Source organism: Ruegeria sp. ABF4_144 (assembly GCF_056160045.1).
In genome coordinates, this window is sequence record NZ_JBSWWK010000001.1 from 2,699,289 (window position 1) to 2,716,125 (window position 16,837).

The window sequence follows — 16,837 nt, forward strand, 5'->3', positions numbered from 1 at the left end:
AGCGCCCGGCCCCGGCGGGGCGCCAGACGCCCTACCGGGGGGTGGGTCGGGCGCAGCCTCGCAAGTCTGTAAAACGTCCGGGCTGGGCGGTGCATACCCTGCTGACATCCGCCGTGGTTCTGGCCACGTCCGCTTTTGCCGCTGATGTCATCGATCCAAACGCCCTTAAACGACTTGTCCATCAAGATTGCGGCTCGTGCCACGGGCTGTCACTGAAAGGCGGCCTCGGCCCCGATCTGCGGTCCGAGACGCTGGAACACTATGACCCCGAGGTTCTGAGCGGCGTCATCCTCGATGGCATTCCCGATACCGCGATGCCTCCATGGCGGCCCCTTATCAGCGAAGAAGAGGCCGAATGGATCGCCCGTTACCTGCTGGAACAGGAGGAACAATGAAACATCTCATCCTCGGCATTGCAGCCACACTGATGATGACCACGGCTAATGCCGAACTCACCGCAACCGGCGATCTGGGCCTGGTGATCGAACGGGCCAAAGGTTCTGTCCTTTTGGTAGATCAATCCGATCGCGCCGCGCTGGCCCGGATCGAGGGGCTGGGCGATCTGTCCCATGCCTCGCTGGTCTATTCTCCGGATGAACGTTTTGCCTATGTGTTCGGACGCGATGGCGGCCTGACCAAGGTCGACATCGTCACCCGCCAGATCGTGAACCGCGTCGTGCAGGCGGGCAACGCCATCGGAGGCGCGATCTCGGATGATGGCAAGCTGGTCGCCGTGTCGAACTATGAGCCCGGCGGCGTGCGAGTCTTTGACGCCGACACGCTCGAGATGGTTGCTGACATTCCCACCGACAGCAAAACCATCGGTCTGGTCGATGCGCCCGGTCGTCGGTTCGTCTTTACAATGTGGGACACAGGCGAGACCTGGATTGCCGATTTCGCCAAGGGCGAGCCTGAGATCACAAAGATCACCGACATGGGCAAAAACCCATATGATGCGCTGATCACCGCCAATGGCCGCACCTATATCACTGGCCTGTTCGGCGAGGACGGCCTGACCGCTCTGGACCTGTGGGCTGAAAACCCGGAACCGATCCGCGTGCTGCCTGACTACGGGCGTGGGCAGGAAGAGATGCCTGTCTACAAGATGCCTCACCTAGAAGGCTGGGCGCTGACAGGGCGCGAGTTCGTCCTGCCCGCCGTTGGCCATCACGAAGTTCTGTGGATCGACTCTGACACCCTGTCTGAGACTGGGCGCACCAAAACCCACGGTCAGCCGGTCTTTGCTATGGCCCGGCCCGACGGGCGGCAGGTCTGGGTGAACTTCGCCCATCCGCTGAACGACACGATTCAGGTGATCGACAGCGTCAGCAAAGAGATCATCCACGAATTCAAACCGGGACCGGCCGTGCTGCACATGGAGTTCACGCCCCGAGGGCATGAGGTCTGGATCAGCGTGCGCGATGCCAACAAGGTTATGGTCTACGACACGCAAACCTTTGAAAAACTGCGCGAGATTGATGCGGACAGCCCCTCGGGCATTTTCTTTACTGCTCGTGCACACAGAACGGGGCTGTGACCGATGGATCATATCACCGACCCGATCGACCGCCGCCTGCTGGATGAGTTCCAGCGCGATTTCCCCATCACCGACCGCCCGTTTCAGGTTCTGGGATACCTGCTGGGCCTGGATGAGGCCGAGGTCATCGACCGTCTGACCCGGATGCGCGCAACCGGACGGATCACGCGCGTGGGCGCAACGATTGCCCCCGGCGCGGTTTCGGCCAGCACTCTAGCCGCCGTCGCCGCGCCCGATGAGCGACTGGAAGAGGTCGCCGCGATAATCGATGCGGAACCCGGCGTGAACCACAATTACCAGCGCGAGGATGACTGGAACCTGTGGTTTGTCGCCACCGGCCCGGACCGCGCGCATGTTAATGACACGCTAGCGCGGATCAGTCATCGCACCGGGCTGCGGGTGCTGGACCTGCGGCTGGTGCGCCCGTTCAACGTCGATCTCGGCTTCCGCATGTCGGGCAAAAACCGCAACGTGCCGGGCCCGCGCAAAGTGGATTGCTCGGCCATGCGGGACGGAGACCGCGCCTTGCTACAAGCACTCAGTTCGGGCCTGCCGCTGGTCATCGATCCTTTCGCGGAATTGGCACAATCACTGAATCGGCCCACGCAGGAGGTGATGACACGGGTCGAGATCCTACACGATGCGGGCATCATCTCGCGTCTGGGGGTCATCGTGCGGCACCGGGCGCTTGGCTGGTCGGCCAATGCGATGGTGGTCTGGGACATGCCCGCTGATCAGGTTAGTACTGCCGGCCCGGCCCTAGCCGCACATCCCGGCGTGACACTGTGCTATGAACGCAACCCGGTCGAGGATATCTGGCCCTATCGCCTCTATTCCATGATCCACGCCCGGTCTCGCAGCGAAGCGCTGGAGACCCTTTCAGCGGCTGCCACCCTGCCTGAACTGGCCGGTGCGCGCCACAAGGTGCTGTTCTCGACACGCTGCTTCAAACAGACCGGAGCGCTGATCCAACCGAAGGAGGCTGCAGCATGACGCTGGACGCAACCGACCGCGCAATCCTGAACCGGATGCAGGATGACCTGCCGCTGACCACCCATCCCTACGCCGACATTGCCACCGAACTGGGCTTATCGGAACGCGAGCTCCTGAACCGTCTCACACGTCTGAAAGACGAGCGCATCATCACCCGTTTTGGTCCCTTCTTCGACGCCGCTGCGATGGGTGGCGCGTTCTGTCTGTGCGCAATGGCCGTTCCGCCCGAGAATTTCGAAACCGTCCTGACCAAAGTCAATGCGCACGCCGAGGTTGCCCATAATTATGAACGTACGCACCGGCTGAACATGTGGTTCGTGCTGGCCACTGAAACGCCCGAGGGGATCGAGGCCGCCGCCGATGCCATCGAACGGGAAACGGGGATTCAGGTTCTCCGTTTCCCCAAACTGCAGGAATTTTTCATCGGCTTCCGGGTAGCGGCATGATCGACGCGAAAGACAGAGAGATTATCAAGGCGCTGCAAGGCGGCCTGCCCTTGGTGCCCGCGCCCTATGCGCAGGTGGCTGCGGATCTGGGCATGGACGAAGACGCGCTTCTGTTTCGTCTCGCCGACTTGAAGTCACGCGGCGTGATCCGGCGCATCGCTGCTGCTCCCAACCACTACAAACTGGGCATGACTTCGAACGGCATGACCGTGTGGGACGTCGAAGACGATCGCGTGTCTGAACTGGGCACTCAGATCGGTCTGTTGCCCTTTGTGACCCACTGCTATGAACGCCCGCGCGCCCTGCCAGATTGGCCGTATAACCTGTTCGCCATGGTCCATGGCACAGACCGCGACGAGGTCGAAGAAAAGCGCGCCGAGATTACTGCCATACTAGGCGATGCCTGCCGGGCTAAAGATATCCTCTATTCCACGCGCATCCTCAAAAAGACCGGGCTGCGCCTGAAAACGAAAGGCTGAGACATGTTCCGCCTTACCGAATACATGCATCAACTCGTCACCCCGACCCCGGTGCGCAAACGCCGCCCCGGACCGGTAAAACCGGTGGTGATCTGGAACCTGACGCGACGCTGCAACCTGAAATGCCGCCATTGCTACACCGTTTCGGCGGATGTGGCCTTCCCGGGTGAGCTCAGCCATGAGCAAGCCATGGTAACCCTTGAGGATCTGGGCCAGTTTCGCGTCCCGGCCCTGATCCTCTCGGGTGGGGAGCCGCTGGATCGGTTCGATTTTTTCGATATCGCCAAACGCGCGCGCGACCTGGTTCCGATGCTGGCGCTGTCTACGAATGGCACGCGGATTTACGACGAAACCGCTGATATGATTGCTGACGTTGGGTTCAACTACGTGGGCATCTCCTTGGACGGGATCGGGGCGACGAATGACTGGTTCCGAGGTGTCGAGGGCGCCTTTGCCGATGCCCTGCGCGGCGTGCGCGAATGCAAGAAACGCGGCATCAAGGTTGGCCTCCGTTTCTGCCTGACCGAAGGAACCCAGCATCACCTGCCCGACCTGCTTCAACTGTGCGATGACGAGGGCGTCGATAAGTTTTATCTGTCTCACTTGGTTTACGCCGGGCGTGGCGACAAGAACCGGGGCGAGGATGCCGAACACCTGCGCACGCGCAATGGGCTGGACCTTTTGCTAGACCGCGCGTGGGAGGCCGCCTCGGGCGGTCGTCCGCTGGATATCGTGACTGGTAACAATGACGCGGATGCCGGGTACTTCCTGAACTGGGTCCGCGCGCGTTTCGAGGCCGAAAAAGCCATGCATGTGCGCGAACATCTGGCCGCGTGGGGTGGGAACTCCAGTGGTTTGGGCGTTGCGAATATCGACAATCTGGGTCGGGTCCATCCCGACACCTACTGGTCGGACTACACGGTCGGCAATGTGAAGACCAAACCGTTTTCCGAGCTCTGGACCAGCGCCGATCCGATGCTTGCCATGCTGCGCACCCGCCCGCGTCCGCTGAAGGGGCGCTGCGGGGCCTGTCAGCTCAAAGAAGTCTGCGGTGGCAATACCCGGATTCGAGCGTTGCAATTGACCGGCGACCCCTGGGCCGAAGATCCGGCCTGTTATCTGACAAATCAAGAAATCGGCGTCGAGGATGCGGGTGAGCGCCTGCAGGTGACGCCGTTCCGAGGAAAAAGCCATGACCCGGCGCATCAGTTCTTTTGATACTCTGAAAATCGGTACCTTCTGTTCGCTTCTGCTGGCAGGCACCGCATGGGCCGACGCCCCAGCCGACTATGCTGAACACTGCGCCTCCTGCCACGGCGAAAACCGTCTGGGCGGGGTTGGCCCTGCTTTGATCCCCGAAACGCTGAAACGGATGCGCGGTCCGCGCGTGGCCGCCGTGATCGCCGAGGGGCGCACAGCCACCCAGATGCCTGCATTCTCGCACGAACTCGACGCGTTGCAGATCGAGGAACTGGCCGGCTGGCTGAAATCCCCGCTGGAGACCGACCCCGAATGGGGTGAGGCCGATATCATGGCCAGCCGCACGTTGGACGAGGACTATACCCCGGTCGACGCACCCGTCTGGGACAGCGATCCGATGAACATCACGCTGGCGGTTGAAACCGGTGACCACCATGTCAGCGTGCTGGACGGTGACACGTTCGAGGTTCTGGACCGGTTCGAAACCCCCTTTGCCGTGCACGGTGGCCCGAAATTCAGCCCCGATGGCCGCTACGTGTTCATCATGTCCCGCGATGGCTGGGTGCAGAAATACGACATTTGGGCGCTGAAACAGGTAGGCCGCGTGCGCGCAGGCCTGAACAGCCGCAACATCGCCATGTCGGGCGACGGCAAATGGGTGGCGGTGGCGAACTATCTGCCCAACAGCCTGACTTTGCTGTCGACCGAAGACCTCTCGGTCGCCAAGGTCGTCGATGTCAAAAGCAAGAAGGGCGTCCCCAGCCGTGTCTCGGCCGTCTATCAGGCCCCGCCGCGCGAAAGCTTTGTACTGGCTCTCAAAGACGTACCCGAGATCTGGGAGGTCTTCTACGGCGCTAACCCACCACAATCCGGGCTGGGTCATGATTTCCGCATCGAGGGCCAGTTCAAGAACCCCGACCCTTTCCCGGTGCGCAAGATTACCACGCCCGACTATCTGGACGATTTCTTTTTCGACCAGAGCTATGAGTACGTCATGGGCGCTTCGCGCGATGGCAAGGGCGGTCAGGTGATCGATCTGGTCATCGGTCAGAAAGTCGCCGATCTGGACCTGCCGGGGATGCCGCATCTGGGATCAGGCATCACCTGGCAGCACGGCGATACAACCGTAATGGCCACGCCGCACCTGACCGATGGCACCGTGTCGGTGATCGACATGGAAACCTGGGAGACCGTCAAGCGGATCAAGACCGAAGGGCCGGGGTTTTTCATGCGCAGCCATGAAAACTCACCCTACGTCTGGGCCGATGTGTTCTTTGGACCGAACAAGGACGCGATGCATGTGATCGACAAGCAAAGCCTTGAGATCGTAAAAACTCTGCGTCCAGCCCCCGGCAAGACCGTGGCCCATGTGGAATTCACCAAAGACGGCAGGCACGCACTGGTTTCGATCTGGGAAGATGACGGCGCGGTGATTGTCTATGATGCACAGACGCTGGAAGAGGTCCGCCGCCTGCCGATGCGTAAACCTTCGGGAAAATACAATGTCTGGAACAAAATTACCTTCTCGGAAGGCACCAGCCACTGAAGGCAAATGGCCGGTCTGGAAGCTGGCCATTCTGCTTTATCCGGCCACGGCATTGACCGTGGCCATCAACCTGTTTCTGGCCGGCCTGATCGCCAACAGCGCCGGTTTTGGCATTATCGAACCGGTCACCGCGATCCTGTGGTCGGTCCCCCTGGGCGTGCCCACATCCTGGCTGGCCGGGCGCTGGGTACGCGGGTTGATGGATGAAGCTGACAGTTGAACTGAGACTCTAGTGCTTTGTGATTTAACCGAAAATCTCCCAAGATTAATTTTTGAGCAGATTGAAAACAAATGACATAAGTCAAGTATCGAATCGGGCCACGGTTCTACGACTCAGGAAAGATTGCCGAGTTGGATTCTCCATGCCCGCCCTCAACCCTCTGCACATGTCAGCTGTTTGCGCGTCCCGCGCGGCTTGTGCTGTGGCGGGCATTTTCCTTCTGCTGTTGCAGCTGCTTGGCCCGGCGCTGGCGAGTCCCGGGGAAAGCATGTGGGTGGAGATCTGCTCGGAGGCAGGGGCGGTCTGGGTTCAGGTGGACCTTGAGGAGGACACCACAGACCCAACCGCGCCCTGTCCGAAATGCGCCGACTGCGCTTTGTGCGCCGTCACCTCAGCGGCCCCGGTGCCCAATCTGCCTGTGTTGCAACGGGAGGGCCTTGTTCACGCCGCACATTGCGAAACACGCGATCTGGTCAATGTCACCAGCATAAAACGCCTGTGGCCTGAAACCCGCGGCCCCCCGCGCGCGACCCAAGAAATAGCTGAACGCGCCCCGCGCGCGTCCGTGGCGTCCACCCAAGTCATCGGAGGTGCGCCGTGGTCGTAAGTCGCGCAATCCATTTCCTGCTGGCCTTTGCCCTGTCCTGTCTGATGGCGATCAGCGCTCATGCCGACAGCCTCGCCAGCTTCCTGCCTGAAATCGAGCCCGCCGATCTGGCCCCCGGTGCCGATGCCTTTGGTCCGGTGCGCGATGACGTACCCGTCGCCCCCGTATTGAAGGGCGGGGAAACCATCGCCTGGGCCTTTCTGACATCCGATTTCGTGGGCACCACCGGTTATTCCGGCAAACCCATCCACGTGGTTGCTGCCATCGATGATGATGCGGTGTTGACTGGCGTGAAACTGGTCAAGCACTCAGAACCCATCGTTCTGATCGGCATTCCCAACGCGCGCATGGTTGAACTAACCGAGGGCTACACCGGTCTTGACCTCAAGCATGAGGCCGCGACGGGTGGCGAGGGGCATGACCTCGACATCATCTCGGGTGCGACGGTCACGATCATGGTGATCGACGACAGCCTTGTGCGCGGCGGTATCAAGGTCGCTCGTGCGCTGGGTCTGGGTGGGTTGTCTCCGCTGCAGGCTGATGGGCCTAAACGCGAAGTTGATATGGCGCAGGATGCGGTCCATGACTGGACCACCCTGTCTGGCGACGGTTCGATCCGGCGGCTGACGCTGGATGTCGGCCAGGTCAACGCGGCATTTGAGGCCACAGGCGATCAGCGCGCCATCAAACGGCCCGAACCGGGCGAGCCTGATGACACCTTCATCGACATGCACGTGGCACTGGTCTCGGTTCCTTCGATCGGCAAATCGCTGCTGGGTGACGCCGAATATCAGAACCTGACCAACTGGCTGGACGAAGGTGAGCAGGCCATTCTGGTGCTGGGCCGCGGGGCGTACAGCTTCAAGGGCTCGGGCTATGTGAGGGGCGGTATTTTTGACCGCATCCAATTGATCCATGGAGACAGCTCGGTACGCTTCTTCGATAAGCAACAACGCCGTCTGGGTCAGGTTGCAGCGTCCGACGCGCCCAGCTTTACCGAGCTGGACATCTTCAAAATCCCTGCTGATGCCGAGTTCGACCCGGCCGAACCCTTCCGCCTACAATTGCTAGTGCAACGAGCCGTGGGTGCGGTCGAGAAAACCTTCCTGACCTTCGATCTGGGATACAAGTTGCCGGAACAATACCTGCTGCCTGTTGCTGCCCCCTCGGTAGTCGATGACGCCACCGGTGAAGCCGCCGCCAAGGCCGCCTTGTGGCAGCGTATCTGGAAGGACCGCACCGTCGAGATCGGCGTTCTGGGCGTCATGTTGCTGGTGCTGACCGCCACGTTCTTCTTCCAGTTTCACGCGACGATGAATGCGCGGGTCTTCTACTGGTTCCGCATTGGCTACCTGACGATGACCCTGTTCTTCATCGGCTGGTACGCCAATGCGCAGCTGAGCGTCGTGAACCTGATGGCGCTGGCAGGCAGCCTGCGCTCCGGGTTCAGCTGGGACGCCTTCCTGCTTGATCCGCTGGTCTTCATTCAGTGGTTTGCCGTCGCTGCCGCACTGCTGTTCTGGGGACGGGGCGCCTATTGCGGTTGGCTTTGCCCGTTCGGCGCCCTGCAGGAACTGACCAACAAGATCGCCCGCGCGCTGAAGGTGCCGCAATGGACCCTGCCCTGGGGTCTGAACGAACGGCTTTGGCCTGCGAAATACATGATCTTCCTCGTGCTCTTCGGCATCAGCTTTGTCTCGATCCCGCTGGCCGAAAAATACGCCGAGATCGAACCGTTCAAGACCGCGATCATCCTGAAATTCATGCGCGACTGGCCGTTTGTGGTCTTTGCGCTGCTCTTGCTGGGGATCGGGCTGTTCATCGAACGGTTCTACTGCCGCTATCTCTGCCCGCTGGGCGGAGCGCTGGCGATCCCCGCCCGTATTCGCATGTTCGACTGGCTGCGCCGCTACAAGGATTGCGGCACCCCCTGTCAGACCTGCGCCAACGAATGCCCCGTTCAGGCAATCCACCCCACTGGTGAGATCAACCCGAACGAGTGCGTCACCTGCCTGCATTGTCAGGTGCTCTACCAGTCCGAGGACAAATGTCCCGTCGTTATCCGCCAGCTCAAACGGCGGGCCAAGACAGGGTCGGTCACACCTAAGACCCCCCTCGGACAACCACCGGCGAACCATCCGAACGCCAAACCGCAATCCGTTTCCTAAAAAGGAGGAACGATCATGTCGGACAACGAAAACAAACTGAACATCACACGCCGCGGGATGCTGGGTGCAACCGCAACCGGCGCTGTACTGGCCGGGACCGGTCTGGGCTCGACCCTGATGACCGCGAAAGAGGCCAGCGCTGCGGCTAACGCCAATCTGCAGCCCGGGGAGCTGGACGAATACTACGGCTTCTGGTCATCGGGTCAGACCGGTGAATTGCGCATCCTGGGCTTCCCGTCCATGCGCGAATTGATGAGGGTGCCTGTCTTCAACCGCTGCTCGGCCACCGGTTGGGGTCAGACCAATGAATCGCTGAAGATCATGACCGATGGCCTACTGCCCGAAACCAAAGAGTTTCTCGCCAAGCGCGGCCTGAAAACCTACGACAACGGCGACCTTCACCACCCGCACATGTCGTTCACCGACGGCACCTATGATGGCCGCTATCTGTTCATGAACGACAAGGCCAACACCCGCGTCGCGCGTGTGCGCTGCGATGTGATGAAATGCGACAAGATCACCGAGATCCCGAACGCTAAGGCGATCCACGGCCTGCGTCCGCAGAAGTTCCCGCGCACCGGATATGTCTTTGCCAATGGCGAAGATGAAACACCGCTGGTCAACGACGGAAGCGTGCTGGACGATCCGTCGCAATACGTGAACATCTTCACCGCGCTGGACGGCGACACCATGGAAGTGGCATGGCAGGTGATCGTTTCGGGTAACCTCGACAACACCGACTGCGACTATCAGGGTAAGTACGCCTATTCGACCTCATACAACTCGGAAATGGGTATGAACCTGGCGGAGATGACCGAGAACGAGCTGGACCACGTCGTTGTCTTCAACCTCGCTGAGATCGAAAAAGGCATCGAAGCCGGTGACTACCAAGAGCTGAAAGGTGTCAAGGTTCTGGACGGCCGTAAGGGTCAGAACAAGAAATACACCCGCTACATCCCGATCCCGAACTCACCGCACGGTATCAACACAGCGCCCGACGGCAAGCACGTCTGTATCAACGGTAAGCTGTCGCCGACCGTATCCATCATGGATGTGACCAAACTGGACGCCCTGTTCGAAAGCGATGCCGATCCGCGGTCTTGCATCGTGGGTGAGCCGCAGCTGGGTCTTGGCCCGCTTCACACCGCCTATGACGGTCAGGGCAACGCGTTCACCACGCTGTTCCTGGACAGCCAGATCGTGAAATGGAACATCGACAAGGCAATCGAAGCCTACGGTGGTGCAGATGTGGACCCGATCATCTCGAAGGTCGACGTTCACTATCAGCCTGGCCACAACTCGACCTCAATGGGCGAAACCAAAGATGCCGATGGCAAGTGGCTGATTTCGATGAACAAATTCTCGAAAGACCGCTTCCTGAACGTAGGCCCACTGAAGCCCGAGAACGAGCAGTTGATCGACATTTCGTCCAACGAGATGAAGGTGGTACACGACGGTCCGACTTTTGCGGAACCCCATGACTCGATCATCGTTCGCGCCGACATCGTCAACCCAGTCAATGTCTGGGACCGTGCCGATGTCACCTGGGAAGACGCCCGCAAACAGGCCGAAGCCGATGGCATCGATCTGGAAGAAGGCGCGGAAGAACCGATCCGGGACGGCAACAAGGTGCGGGTCTACATGACTTCGCAGGCCCCGACCTTCAGCCTTGAGAAGTTCACCGTCAAACAAGGTGACGAGGTGACGGTTTACATCACCAACCTGGATGACGTGGACGACGTGACTCATGGCTTCTGCCTGGGCAACTACGGCATCGCGATGGAAGTCGCACCGATGGCAACCGCTTCGGTCACCTTCACCGCTGACCGTCCGGGCGTGCACTGGTTCTATTGCCAGTGGTTCTGCCACGCGCTGCACATGGAAATGCGCGGCCGGATGCTGGTCGAACCGGCGGGAGCGTAACCCATGCGTTGGCCCCTGCTGATACCGCTCCTGCTCGGCTCGCCCCTTTGGGCGGCGGACTGGGATGTGCCCAACCGGGCGGGGGCCATCAATGAAATACTGGCACAGGCGGCGGATGGGGACACTCTCCGCCTGAGCCCCGGCATCTACGCCGAAACACTGGTTCTGGACCGGCCCGTCACCATCGACGGACTGGGCCAGGCCACCATCGACGGACAAGGAAACGGCAGTGTCATTACCGTGACAGGGCCGGGCGTAACCGTGCGCGGTGTGACTGTGATTGGCTCGGGCTCCAGCCATGACGGGATCGACAGCGGTATCCAATTGACCAAAACGGCCCACGCGCCGTTGATTGAAGATAATGTACTGCTGGGCAACCTCTACGGCATCGACATTCACGGGGCCAAGGACAGTGTCGTGCGTGGCAACCGGATCGAAGGTCGGTTGGACCAGCGGATGAATGACCGCGGCAATGGCGTCTATGTCTGGAACGCGCCGGGCGCGCGGGTCGAAGACAACGACATCCGGTACGGCCGAGATGGGATCTTTGTGAACTCGTCGAAAAAGAACATTTTCACCGGCAACCTGTTCCGTGATCTGCGCTTTGCCGTGCACTACATGTATGCGGACAATTCGGTAGTCAGTGACAATGTCTCGATCGGCAACGATCTGGGCTATGCGGTGATGTTCACGACCAATGTGACCGTGGCCAACAATGTCTCAATCGGTGACCGCGAACATGGCGTGATGCTGAATTACGCCAACAAGAGCACCATTACCGGCAACGTGGTGAAAGGTGCGAAAGAGAAATGCACCTTCCTCTATAACTCGAACAAGAACGAATTCACCGACAACTGGTTCCAGGGATGCGGCATCGGCATCCACTTTACCGCCGGCAGCGAACGCAACCGCATCGTTGGCAATACTTTCATCGGGAACCGGACGCAGGTGAAATACGTCTCGACCAAATGGGTCGAGTGGTCGGAAGACGGGCGCGGCAATTACTGGTCCGACTTTGCCGCTTATGATGTGGACGGCAACGGTATCGCCGATGCCCCATACCGCCCCAATGACAGTATGGACCATGTGCTGTGGACCCAACCCGCAGCCAAATTGCTGCTCGGCTCGCCTGCCGTGCAGCTGGTGCGCTGGTCGCAATCTGCCTTCCCGGCCCTGTTGCCGGGGGGTGTGATGGACAGCAACCCATTGATGCAAGCCCCTGAACCCCCAGCTATGAAAAAGGTACCTCATGACGGATAAGGCCCTGACTATCGACCATGTCAGCAAAGACCGCGGCAAAACCCGCGTTCTCGACGATATCCCTCTATCTCTTGCCCCCGGTCAGCGCGTGGCGCTGCTGGGCCATAACGGTGCGGGCAAGTCGACCCTGATCAAATCCATCCTCGGCCTGACACCGATCCATGGCGGAGCCATTCGGATCGGAGACGCCACCCCCGGCAGCGCGCAGGCCCGGCGCGAGACGGCCTATCTGCCTGAGGCGGTTTCGTTCCACCCGGCTCTGACTGGTCGCGAACAACTGACCCTGTTTGCAAAACTGTCCGGGGCCAAGGCGGATGTGCCCGGCCTGTTGGATCGAGTTGGTCTGAGCGACGCACTAGACCGTCGGATCGGAACCTATTCCAAAGGGATGCGGCAACGTCTGGGTCTAGCACAGGTTTTACTGGGTCAGCCTAAGGTGGCCCTTCTGGATGAACCAACGTCCGGGCTGGATCCGATTTCCCGGCAGGATCTTTATGCGATCATCGACGAGTTGGCCGCACAGGGCACCGCTGTTCTGATCGCCTCGCACGCTTTGACCGAGGTCGAAGCCCGCACCGACCGGATCGCAATCATGCGCAAGGGTCGGATGGTCGCCGACGACACGCTGAACAATCTATCGGCGCTGGCCGGTCTGCCGATCCGCCTGAAAGTCCGTGCCAGTGCCAACCCTGACGCGCTGGCCGCCGAATTGGGTGGCAACCGGATCAACGGGGCATCCGTGGAACTGCTCTGCACCCCCGATGACAAGATGGAGGCCCTGCGCCGGATCGCCGGGTTGGGCGAGGCCGTGGCGGATGTGGAAATGACTCCACCCAAGCTGGAAGACCTCTATCGCCACTACGCACAGGAGGAGATGCAATGACCCGCTTCCTCGCCATCACCCGCACAGAAATGCTGATCTTGCGCCGCAACCGCTGGCTGCTGGTCGCCACGCTGATCATGGTGCTGTTCGCGCTGGCGCTGACCTTTGCAGGCAGCGCACCGACTGGCACGCTGGGCGTCGATATGTTGACCGTCTCGGTCGCTTCGATGACCACCCTGTCGGTCTATCTCGCGCCTTTGCTGGCGCTGATGATCTCCTTCGACGCCATCGCCGGAGACGTGGACCGGGGCAGCCTGTCACTGCTGCTGTCCTACCCAGCCGGGCGCGGAGAAATCCTGCTGGGCAAGTTCACCGCCCATCTGGCAGCGCTGGCTTTTGCCATGACCGTGGGCTTCGGCACCGCAGGTGCCGTCGCCGCCTTCTTTGGCGGTGCCGGGCCGGAAAGCCTGATGGCTCTGGCCCGCCTCATTCTCACGTCCATCCTGTTGGGCGCTGTTTTTCTGGCGCTGGGTTACCTGCTGTCCGCCCTGGCACGGGGCGCTACGGCGGCGGCAGGTCTGTCGGCCGGGCTCTGGCTGGTTTTTGTCGTCCTCTATGATCTGGGCTTGTTGGGAGCCGTCGTCATGGACAAGGGCGGCACCTTCACCCAATCCGTCTTTCCATGGGTGATGGTAGCCAACCCGGCCGACGCATTCCGTTTGTGGAACATCGCCGCAACCGAAGGCGTCGCCATGGCATCCGGCATGACCGGAGCCGCGCAGGCCCTGCCCGTCTGGGCCGCGCCCGCCTCGCTGTTGATCTGGCCGGTGCTGGGCTTTGTCCTTGCGCGGCTCGCTTTCCGGAGGGTTGAGCCATGAAACGACTTGCCCTGATCGCATTGGTCGCGCTGGCGGCCTGCAAGGAAGAAGTTGCCGACGCCCCAGATCCGGTTGACCTGACGCCGGATGCGCTCAGTTTTTTCTGTCAGATGAACATCGCCGAACATGGCGGGCCAAAGGGGCAGATTCATCTTGAAGGCTATCCCGCGCCGCTATTCTTTGCTCAGGTACGCGACATGGTGGCCTATCTAAAAAGCCCCGAACGTGATGCCGAGATCACCGCCGTGTACGTCAGTGATATGGGCGTCGCCCCGAACTGGCGGCAACCGGGTATTTCAAACTGGATCGCAGCGGATGGTGCAATCTTTGTTGTTGGCTCCAAGGTTGCTGGCGGCATGGGTGCACCCGAAGTTGTGCCCTTTGCTAACGCCACGGACGCCGATGTCTTTATCACCCAATATGGCGGCGCGCAGATGTCACTGTCCGACATTCCCGCGGCCGAGGTTCTAGGCCCCGTTGATCTGGACCTGAAATTGGAGACCCCCTCATGACTCTCCTCTCCCGCCGCCGGTTCCTGACCATGTCCGCCGCATGTGCGGCTTTTCCAGCCGGTGCGAAACCGTCCCCGACGGCCCATTGGCGTGGGGCTGCTCTGGGCGCTGCGGCCAGTTTGCGGCTGGAGGGGCTGACCGATGCCCAGGCCGCGCCGATCATCGCCACAGTTGAGGCCGAGATGGACCGCTTGGAGAACATCTTCAGCCTGTACCGCCCTCAGTCTGAACTCAATCGTCTGAACCGTGACGGGCACCTGAGGGCTCCTTCGCACGAATTGCTGAACGTTCTCAGCCTGTGCACAGCGCTGCACGAGGCCACAGACGGTGCTTTCGACCCAAGTGTTCAACCGCTCTGGTCCGCTCTGGCAATCAGCGCCAGCCCCGAGAAGATCGACGCAGCTCGACGCTCTGTCGGATGGGCAAGCGTGATTGTTCAGGCGGACGTGATCCGTTTGCCACAACCCGGCATTTCTGCACTGACCCTGAACGGTATCGCGCAGGGTGCCATCACCGACCGTATCAGTGCGCTTTTGACTGCACACGGCCTGCGGAACGTGCTGGTGAACATGGGAGAAATCTCCGCCCTGGGCGAACGCAAAGACGGACGGGCCTGGCAAGTCGGACTGGCCGGGCCTGGAGGTCAGGTGCAAAAGTCCATCGAACTGCGGGACCGCGCCGTGGCAACGTCGGACGCGCGCAGCTTCATGTTGAATGGTGATCAGGGGCACATCCTGAACCCTGCGGGCGATGTGCGCCCGTCGCATGTCGTCTCGGTTTCCGCGCCCAGCGCGGCCATCGCCGACGGGCTATCAACAGCCCTGTGTGCTATGCCCAAAACAGAATTTGAAACAGCGCTCGGATCTTTCCCGGAAGTGCGGCTGGAAATGTTGATCTGATCGTACAGGCCAACTCTGCCCGTAGTCCGCACTATAGGCGTATCTAGAACAACGAAACTAAAACAAGGGCTTGCCAAAGACGCGCAAGGCAAGCCTTTGATCGCGCCAAATCTACAGAAATGGTAGGTGGCGGAGACGAAGGGATTCGAACCCTCGAGACGGTTTCCCGCCTACTCCCTTAGCAGGGGAGCGCCTTCGACCACTCGGCCACGTCTCCGCCGACGGGTATATCCTTGCAAACGCTGGAAATACAAGGCCAATTCACAACAGTTTGGCAGATTTCTTAGAAACCCCGGAACTTCTTGAAATCGCACCAAATCGTGCTGTTTTGCAACGGTTTCGGGCAGTTTTTGATCGACCAAATCCATCGACAAGGAAACAGAACGGGCACTGGATTCGCGAAACACGCGGACGCTTCACGCCAACCCTAGCCGGACAGCGACTGAAATTCTGGATTTCACTGTCAGCCTTTCAAAAGGTCGATGACCAACCGGCCCTGGGTCGTTTCCCAAAACCCTTCGCGGCCCAGAACCCAATACCCGAAATCCGACCGCGCATGGTGGGTCGACATGGGGATCAGGCTTTTCCCGTCGATCAGGTCCTGAATAATGCCGGTCCAGCCAAGCGCAACGCCAGCCCCGGTCAGGGCCAGATGCAGCGCCATTCCGTGATCATTGACCACGACACGATTGTCGGACAGACGCCAGTCATCCTGAGAACGATCCAGCCATGCCTCCCAGCTCAGCCAGCGTCTCTCAGGATCTTCTTGTTCGATCAGCGGGATGTTGGACACATCAATGCTGCCGTCCGGTTGCCGGTATCGTTCGATAAGGTTGGGAGACGCGACAGGGCAAACGCTTTCATCAATCAGCTTTCGGGCCTCGAACCCAGGCCATTGACCCTGACCGAAGAGAATCCAGCAATCAGCTGGTTCCACAAACAGGTCCGCATCCTTGACCAGAGTGACTACCTTCACCTGAGCTCCCATTTGATCCGACAGTTCCGGTAAACGCGACGATAGCCAATACGTGCCGATTCCCGGATAGGTAGCGATTGTGAAGACCCCATCGCCCTCCTTCGCGCGAATCCGGGCCGCCGTCGTTCGTATGTTTCGAAAAGCTCGCGATACTGTTTCATACAGCTCACTGGCGTCGGGGGTCGGTACCAGACGCCCATGCGTTTTCTCGAAAAGAACGGCACCCAAATCCTGCTCAAGCTGTTTGATCTGATAGCTTATTGCAGGCTGTTGCACGTTCAGCGCCTTGGCGGCTAGCGTGAAGCTGCCATGCCAGTAGGCTTCTTCGAAAGCTCTCAGGCCCTTGAGTGTCGGCAGACTGTCAGCCATT

17 protein-coding genes and 1 tRNA gene are annotated in these 16,837 nt (G+C 60.3%); 16 read left to right on the forward strand and 2 right to left on the reverse strand.

The window, feature by feature from the left end:
* The first annotated feature begins 98 nt into the window (after positions 1 to 98).
* The 16 genes from ACXAGD_RS13500 to ACXAGD_RS13575 all read left to right on the forward strand — a co-directional run bounded on the left by ACXAGD_RS13500 (position 99) and on the right by ACXAGD_RS13575 (position 15,491).
* Positions 99 to 395: a c-type cytochrome gene (locus tag ACXAGD_RS13500; RefSeq protein WP_475212592.1), complete on the forward strand. Its 297-nt coding sequence runs from the start codon at positions 99 to 101 to the stop codon at positions 393 to 395.
* Positions 392 to 1,537 (forward strand): cytochrome D1 domain-containing protein, encoded by a 1,146-nt coding sequence (locus ACXAGD_RS13505; RefSeq protein ID WP_475211368.1) that lies wholly within the window; start codon positions 392 to 394, stop codon positions 1,535 to 1,537. The genes ACXAGD_RS13500 and ACXAGD_RS13505 overlap by 4 nt, the downstream gene beginning before the upstream one ends.
* Positions 1,538 to 1,540: 3 nt before the next feature.
* Positions 1,541 to 2,530, forward strand: a complete 990-nt coding sequence (ahbB, locus tag ACXAGD_RS13510; RefSeq protein ID WP_475211370.1) for a siroheme decarboxylase subunit beta — start codon at positions 1,541 to 1,543, stop codon at positions 2,528 to 2,530.
* Positions 2,527 to 2,976, forward strand: a complete 450-nt coding sequence (locus ACXAGD_RS13515) for an Lrp/AsnC family transcriptional regulator (protein ID WP_475211371.1) — start codon at positions 2,527 to 2,529, stop codon at positions 2,974 to 2,976. The genes ahbB (ACXAGD_RS13510) and ACXAGD_RS13515 overlap by 4 nt, the downstream gene beginning before the upstream one ends.
* Positions 2,973 to 3,455: a siroheme decarboxylase subunit beta gene (ahbB, locus tag ACXAGD_RS13520; protein WP_475211373.1), complete on the forward strand. Its 483-nt coding sequence runs from the start codon at positions 2,973 to 2,975 to the stop codon at positions 3,453 to 3,455. Before ACXAGD_RS13515 ends, ahbB (ACXAGD_RS13520) begins: the two co-directional genes overlap by 4 nt.
* A 3-nt stretch (positions 3,456 to 3,458) precedes the next feature.
* Positions 3,459 to 4,673 (forward strand): heme d1 biosynthesis radical SAM protein NirJ, encoded by a 1,215-nt coding sequence (gene nirJ / locus ACXAGD_RS13525; RefSeq protein WP_475211374.1) that lies wholly within the window; start codon positions 3,459 to 3,461, stop codon positions 4,671 to 4,673.
* Positions 4,648 to 6,201 carry a cytochrome D1 domain-containing protein gene (locus ACXAGD_RS13530; RefSeq protein WP_475211375.1) on the forward strand — a complete coding sequence of 518 codons (1,554 nt, stop codon included), beginning with the start codon at positions 4,648 to 4,650 and terminating at the stop codon, positions 6,199 to 6,201. The genes nirJ and ACXAGD_RS13530 overlap by 26 nt, the downstream gene beginning before the upstream one ends.
* Positions 6,158 to 6,421 (forward strand): hypothetical protein, encoded by a 264-nt coding sequence (locus ACXAGD_RS13535; protein WP_475211376.1) that lies wholly within the window; start codon positions 6,158 to 6,160, stop codon positions 6,419 to 6,421. Before ACXAGD_RS13530 ends, ACXAGD_RS13535 begins: the two co-directional genes overlap by 44 nt.
* Before the next feature lie 142 nt (positions 6,422 to 6,563).
* Positions 6,564 to 7,028, forward strand: coding sequence for a DUF2946 family protein (locus ACXAGD_RS13540; protein WP_475211377.1), 465 nt, complete (start codon positions 6,564 to 6,566; stop codon positions 7,026 to 7,028).
* 44 nt (positions 7,029 to 7,072) lie between these two features.
* Positions 7,073 to 9,196 (forward strand): 4Fe-4S binding protein, encoded by a 2,124-nt coding sequence (locus tag ACXAGD_RS13545; RefSeq protein WP_475212594.1) that lies wholly within the window; start codon positions 7,073 to 7,075, stop codon positions 9,194 to 9,196.
* A 15-nt stretch (positions 9,197 to 9,211) separates the two neighbouring features.
* Positions 9,212 to 11,119: a TAT-dependent nitrous-oxide reductase gene (gene nosZ, locus ACXAGD_RS13550; protein WP_475211378.1), complete on the forward strand. Its 1,908-nt coding sequence runs from the start codon at positions 9,212 to 9,214 to the stop codon at positions 11,117 to 11,119.
* Positions 11,120 to 11,122: 3 nt separating this feature from the next.
* Entirely contained in the window at positions 11,123 to 12,379 is a 1,257-nt protein-coding gene (locus ACXAGD_RS13555) for a nitrous oxide reductase family maturation protein NosD (RefSeq protein WP_475211379.1), read from the forward strand.
* Entirely contained in the window at positions 12,369 to 13,262 is an 894-nt protein-coding gene (locus tag ACXAGD_RS13560; protein ID WP_475211380.1) for an ABC transporter ATP-binding protein, read from the forward strand. Before ACXAGD_RS13555 ends, ACXAGD_RS13560 begins: the two co-directional genes overlap by 11 nt.
* Positions 13,259 to 14,080, forward strand: a complete 822-nt coding sequence (locus tag ACXAGD_RS13565; RefSeq protein ID WP_475211381.1) for an ABC transporter permease — start codon at positions 13,259 to 13,261, stop codon at positions 14,078 to 14,080. Before ACXAGD_RS13560 ends, ACXAGD_RS13565 begins: the two co-directional genes overlap by 4 nt.
* The gene (locus tag ACXAGD_RS13570) at positions 14,077 to 14,592 is read left to right on the forward strand and encodes a nitrous oxide reductase accessory protein NosL (RefSeq protein WP_475211382.1); all 516 of its coding nucleotides are present in this window, start codon (positions 14,077 to 14,079) and stop codon (positions 14,590 to 14,592) included. Before ACXAGD_RS13565 ends, ACXAGD_RS13570 begins: the two co-directional genes overlap by 4 nt.
* Entirely contained in the window at positions 14,589 to 15,491 is a 903-nt protein-coding gene (locus ACXAGD_RS13575) for an FAD:protein FMN transferase (protein ID WP_475211383.1), read from the forward strand. Before ACXAGD_RS13570 ends, ACXAGD_RS13575 begins: the two co-directional genes overlap by 4 nt.
* Before the next feature lie 127 nt (positions 15,492 to 15,618).
* Here ACXAGD_RS13575 and ACXAGD_RS13580 read toward each other — a convergent pair.
* Positions 15,619 to 15,708: transfer RNA gene (locus ACXAGD_RS13580), tRNA-Ser, on the reverse strand.
* 246 nt (positions 15,709 to 15,954) lie between these two features.
* A complete protein-coding gene (locus ACXAGD_RS13585; RefSeq protein WP_475211384.1) occupies positions 15,955 to 16,836 on the reverse strand; it encodes a LysR family transcriptional regulator in 882 nt (293 codons plus the stop codon).
* Position 16,837 lies beyond the last annotated feature (1 nt).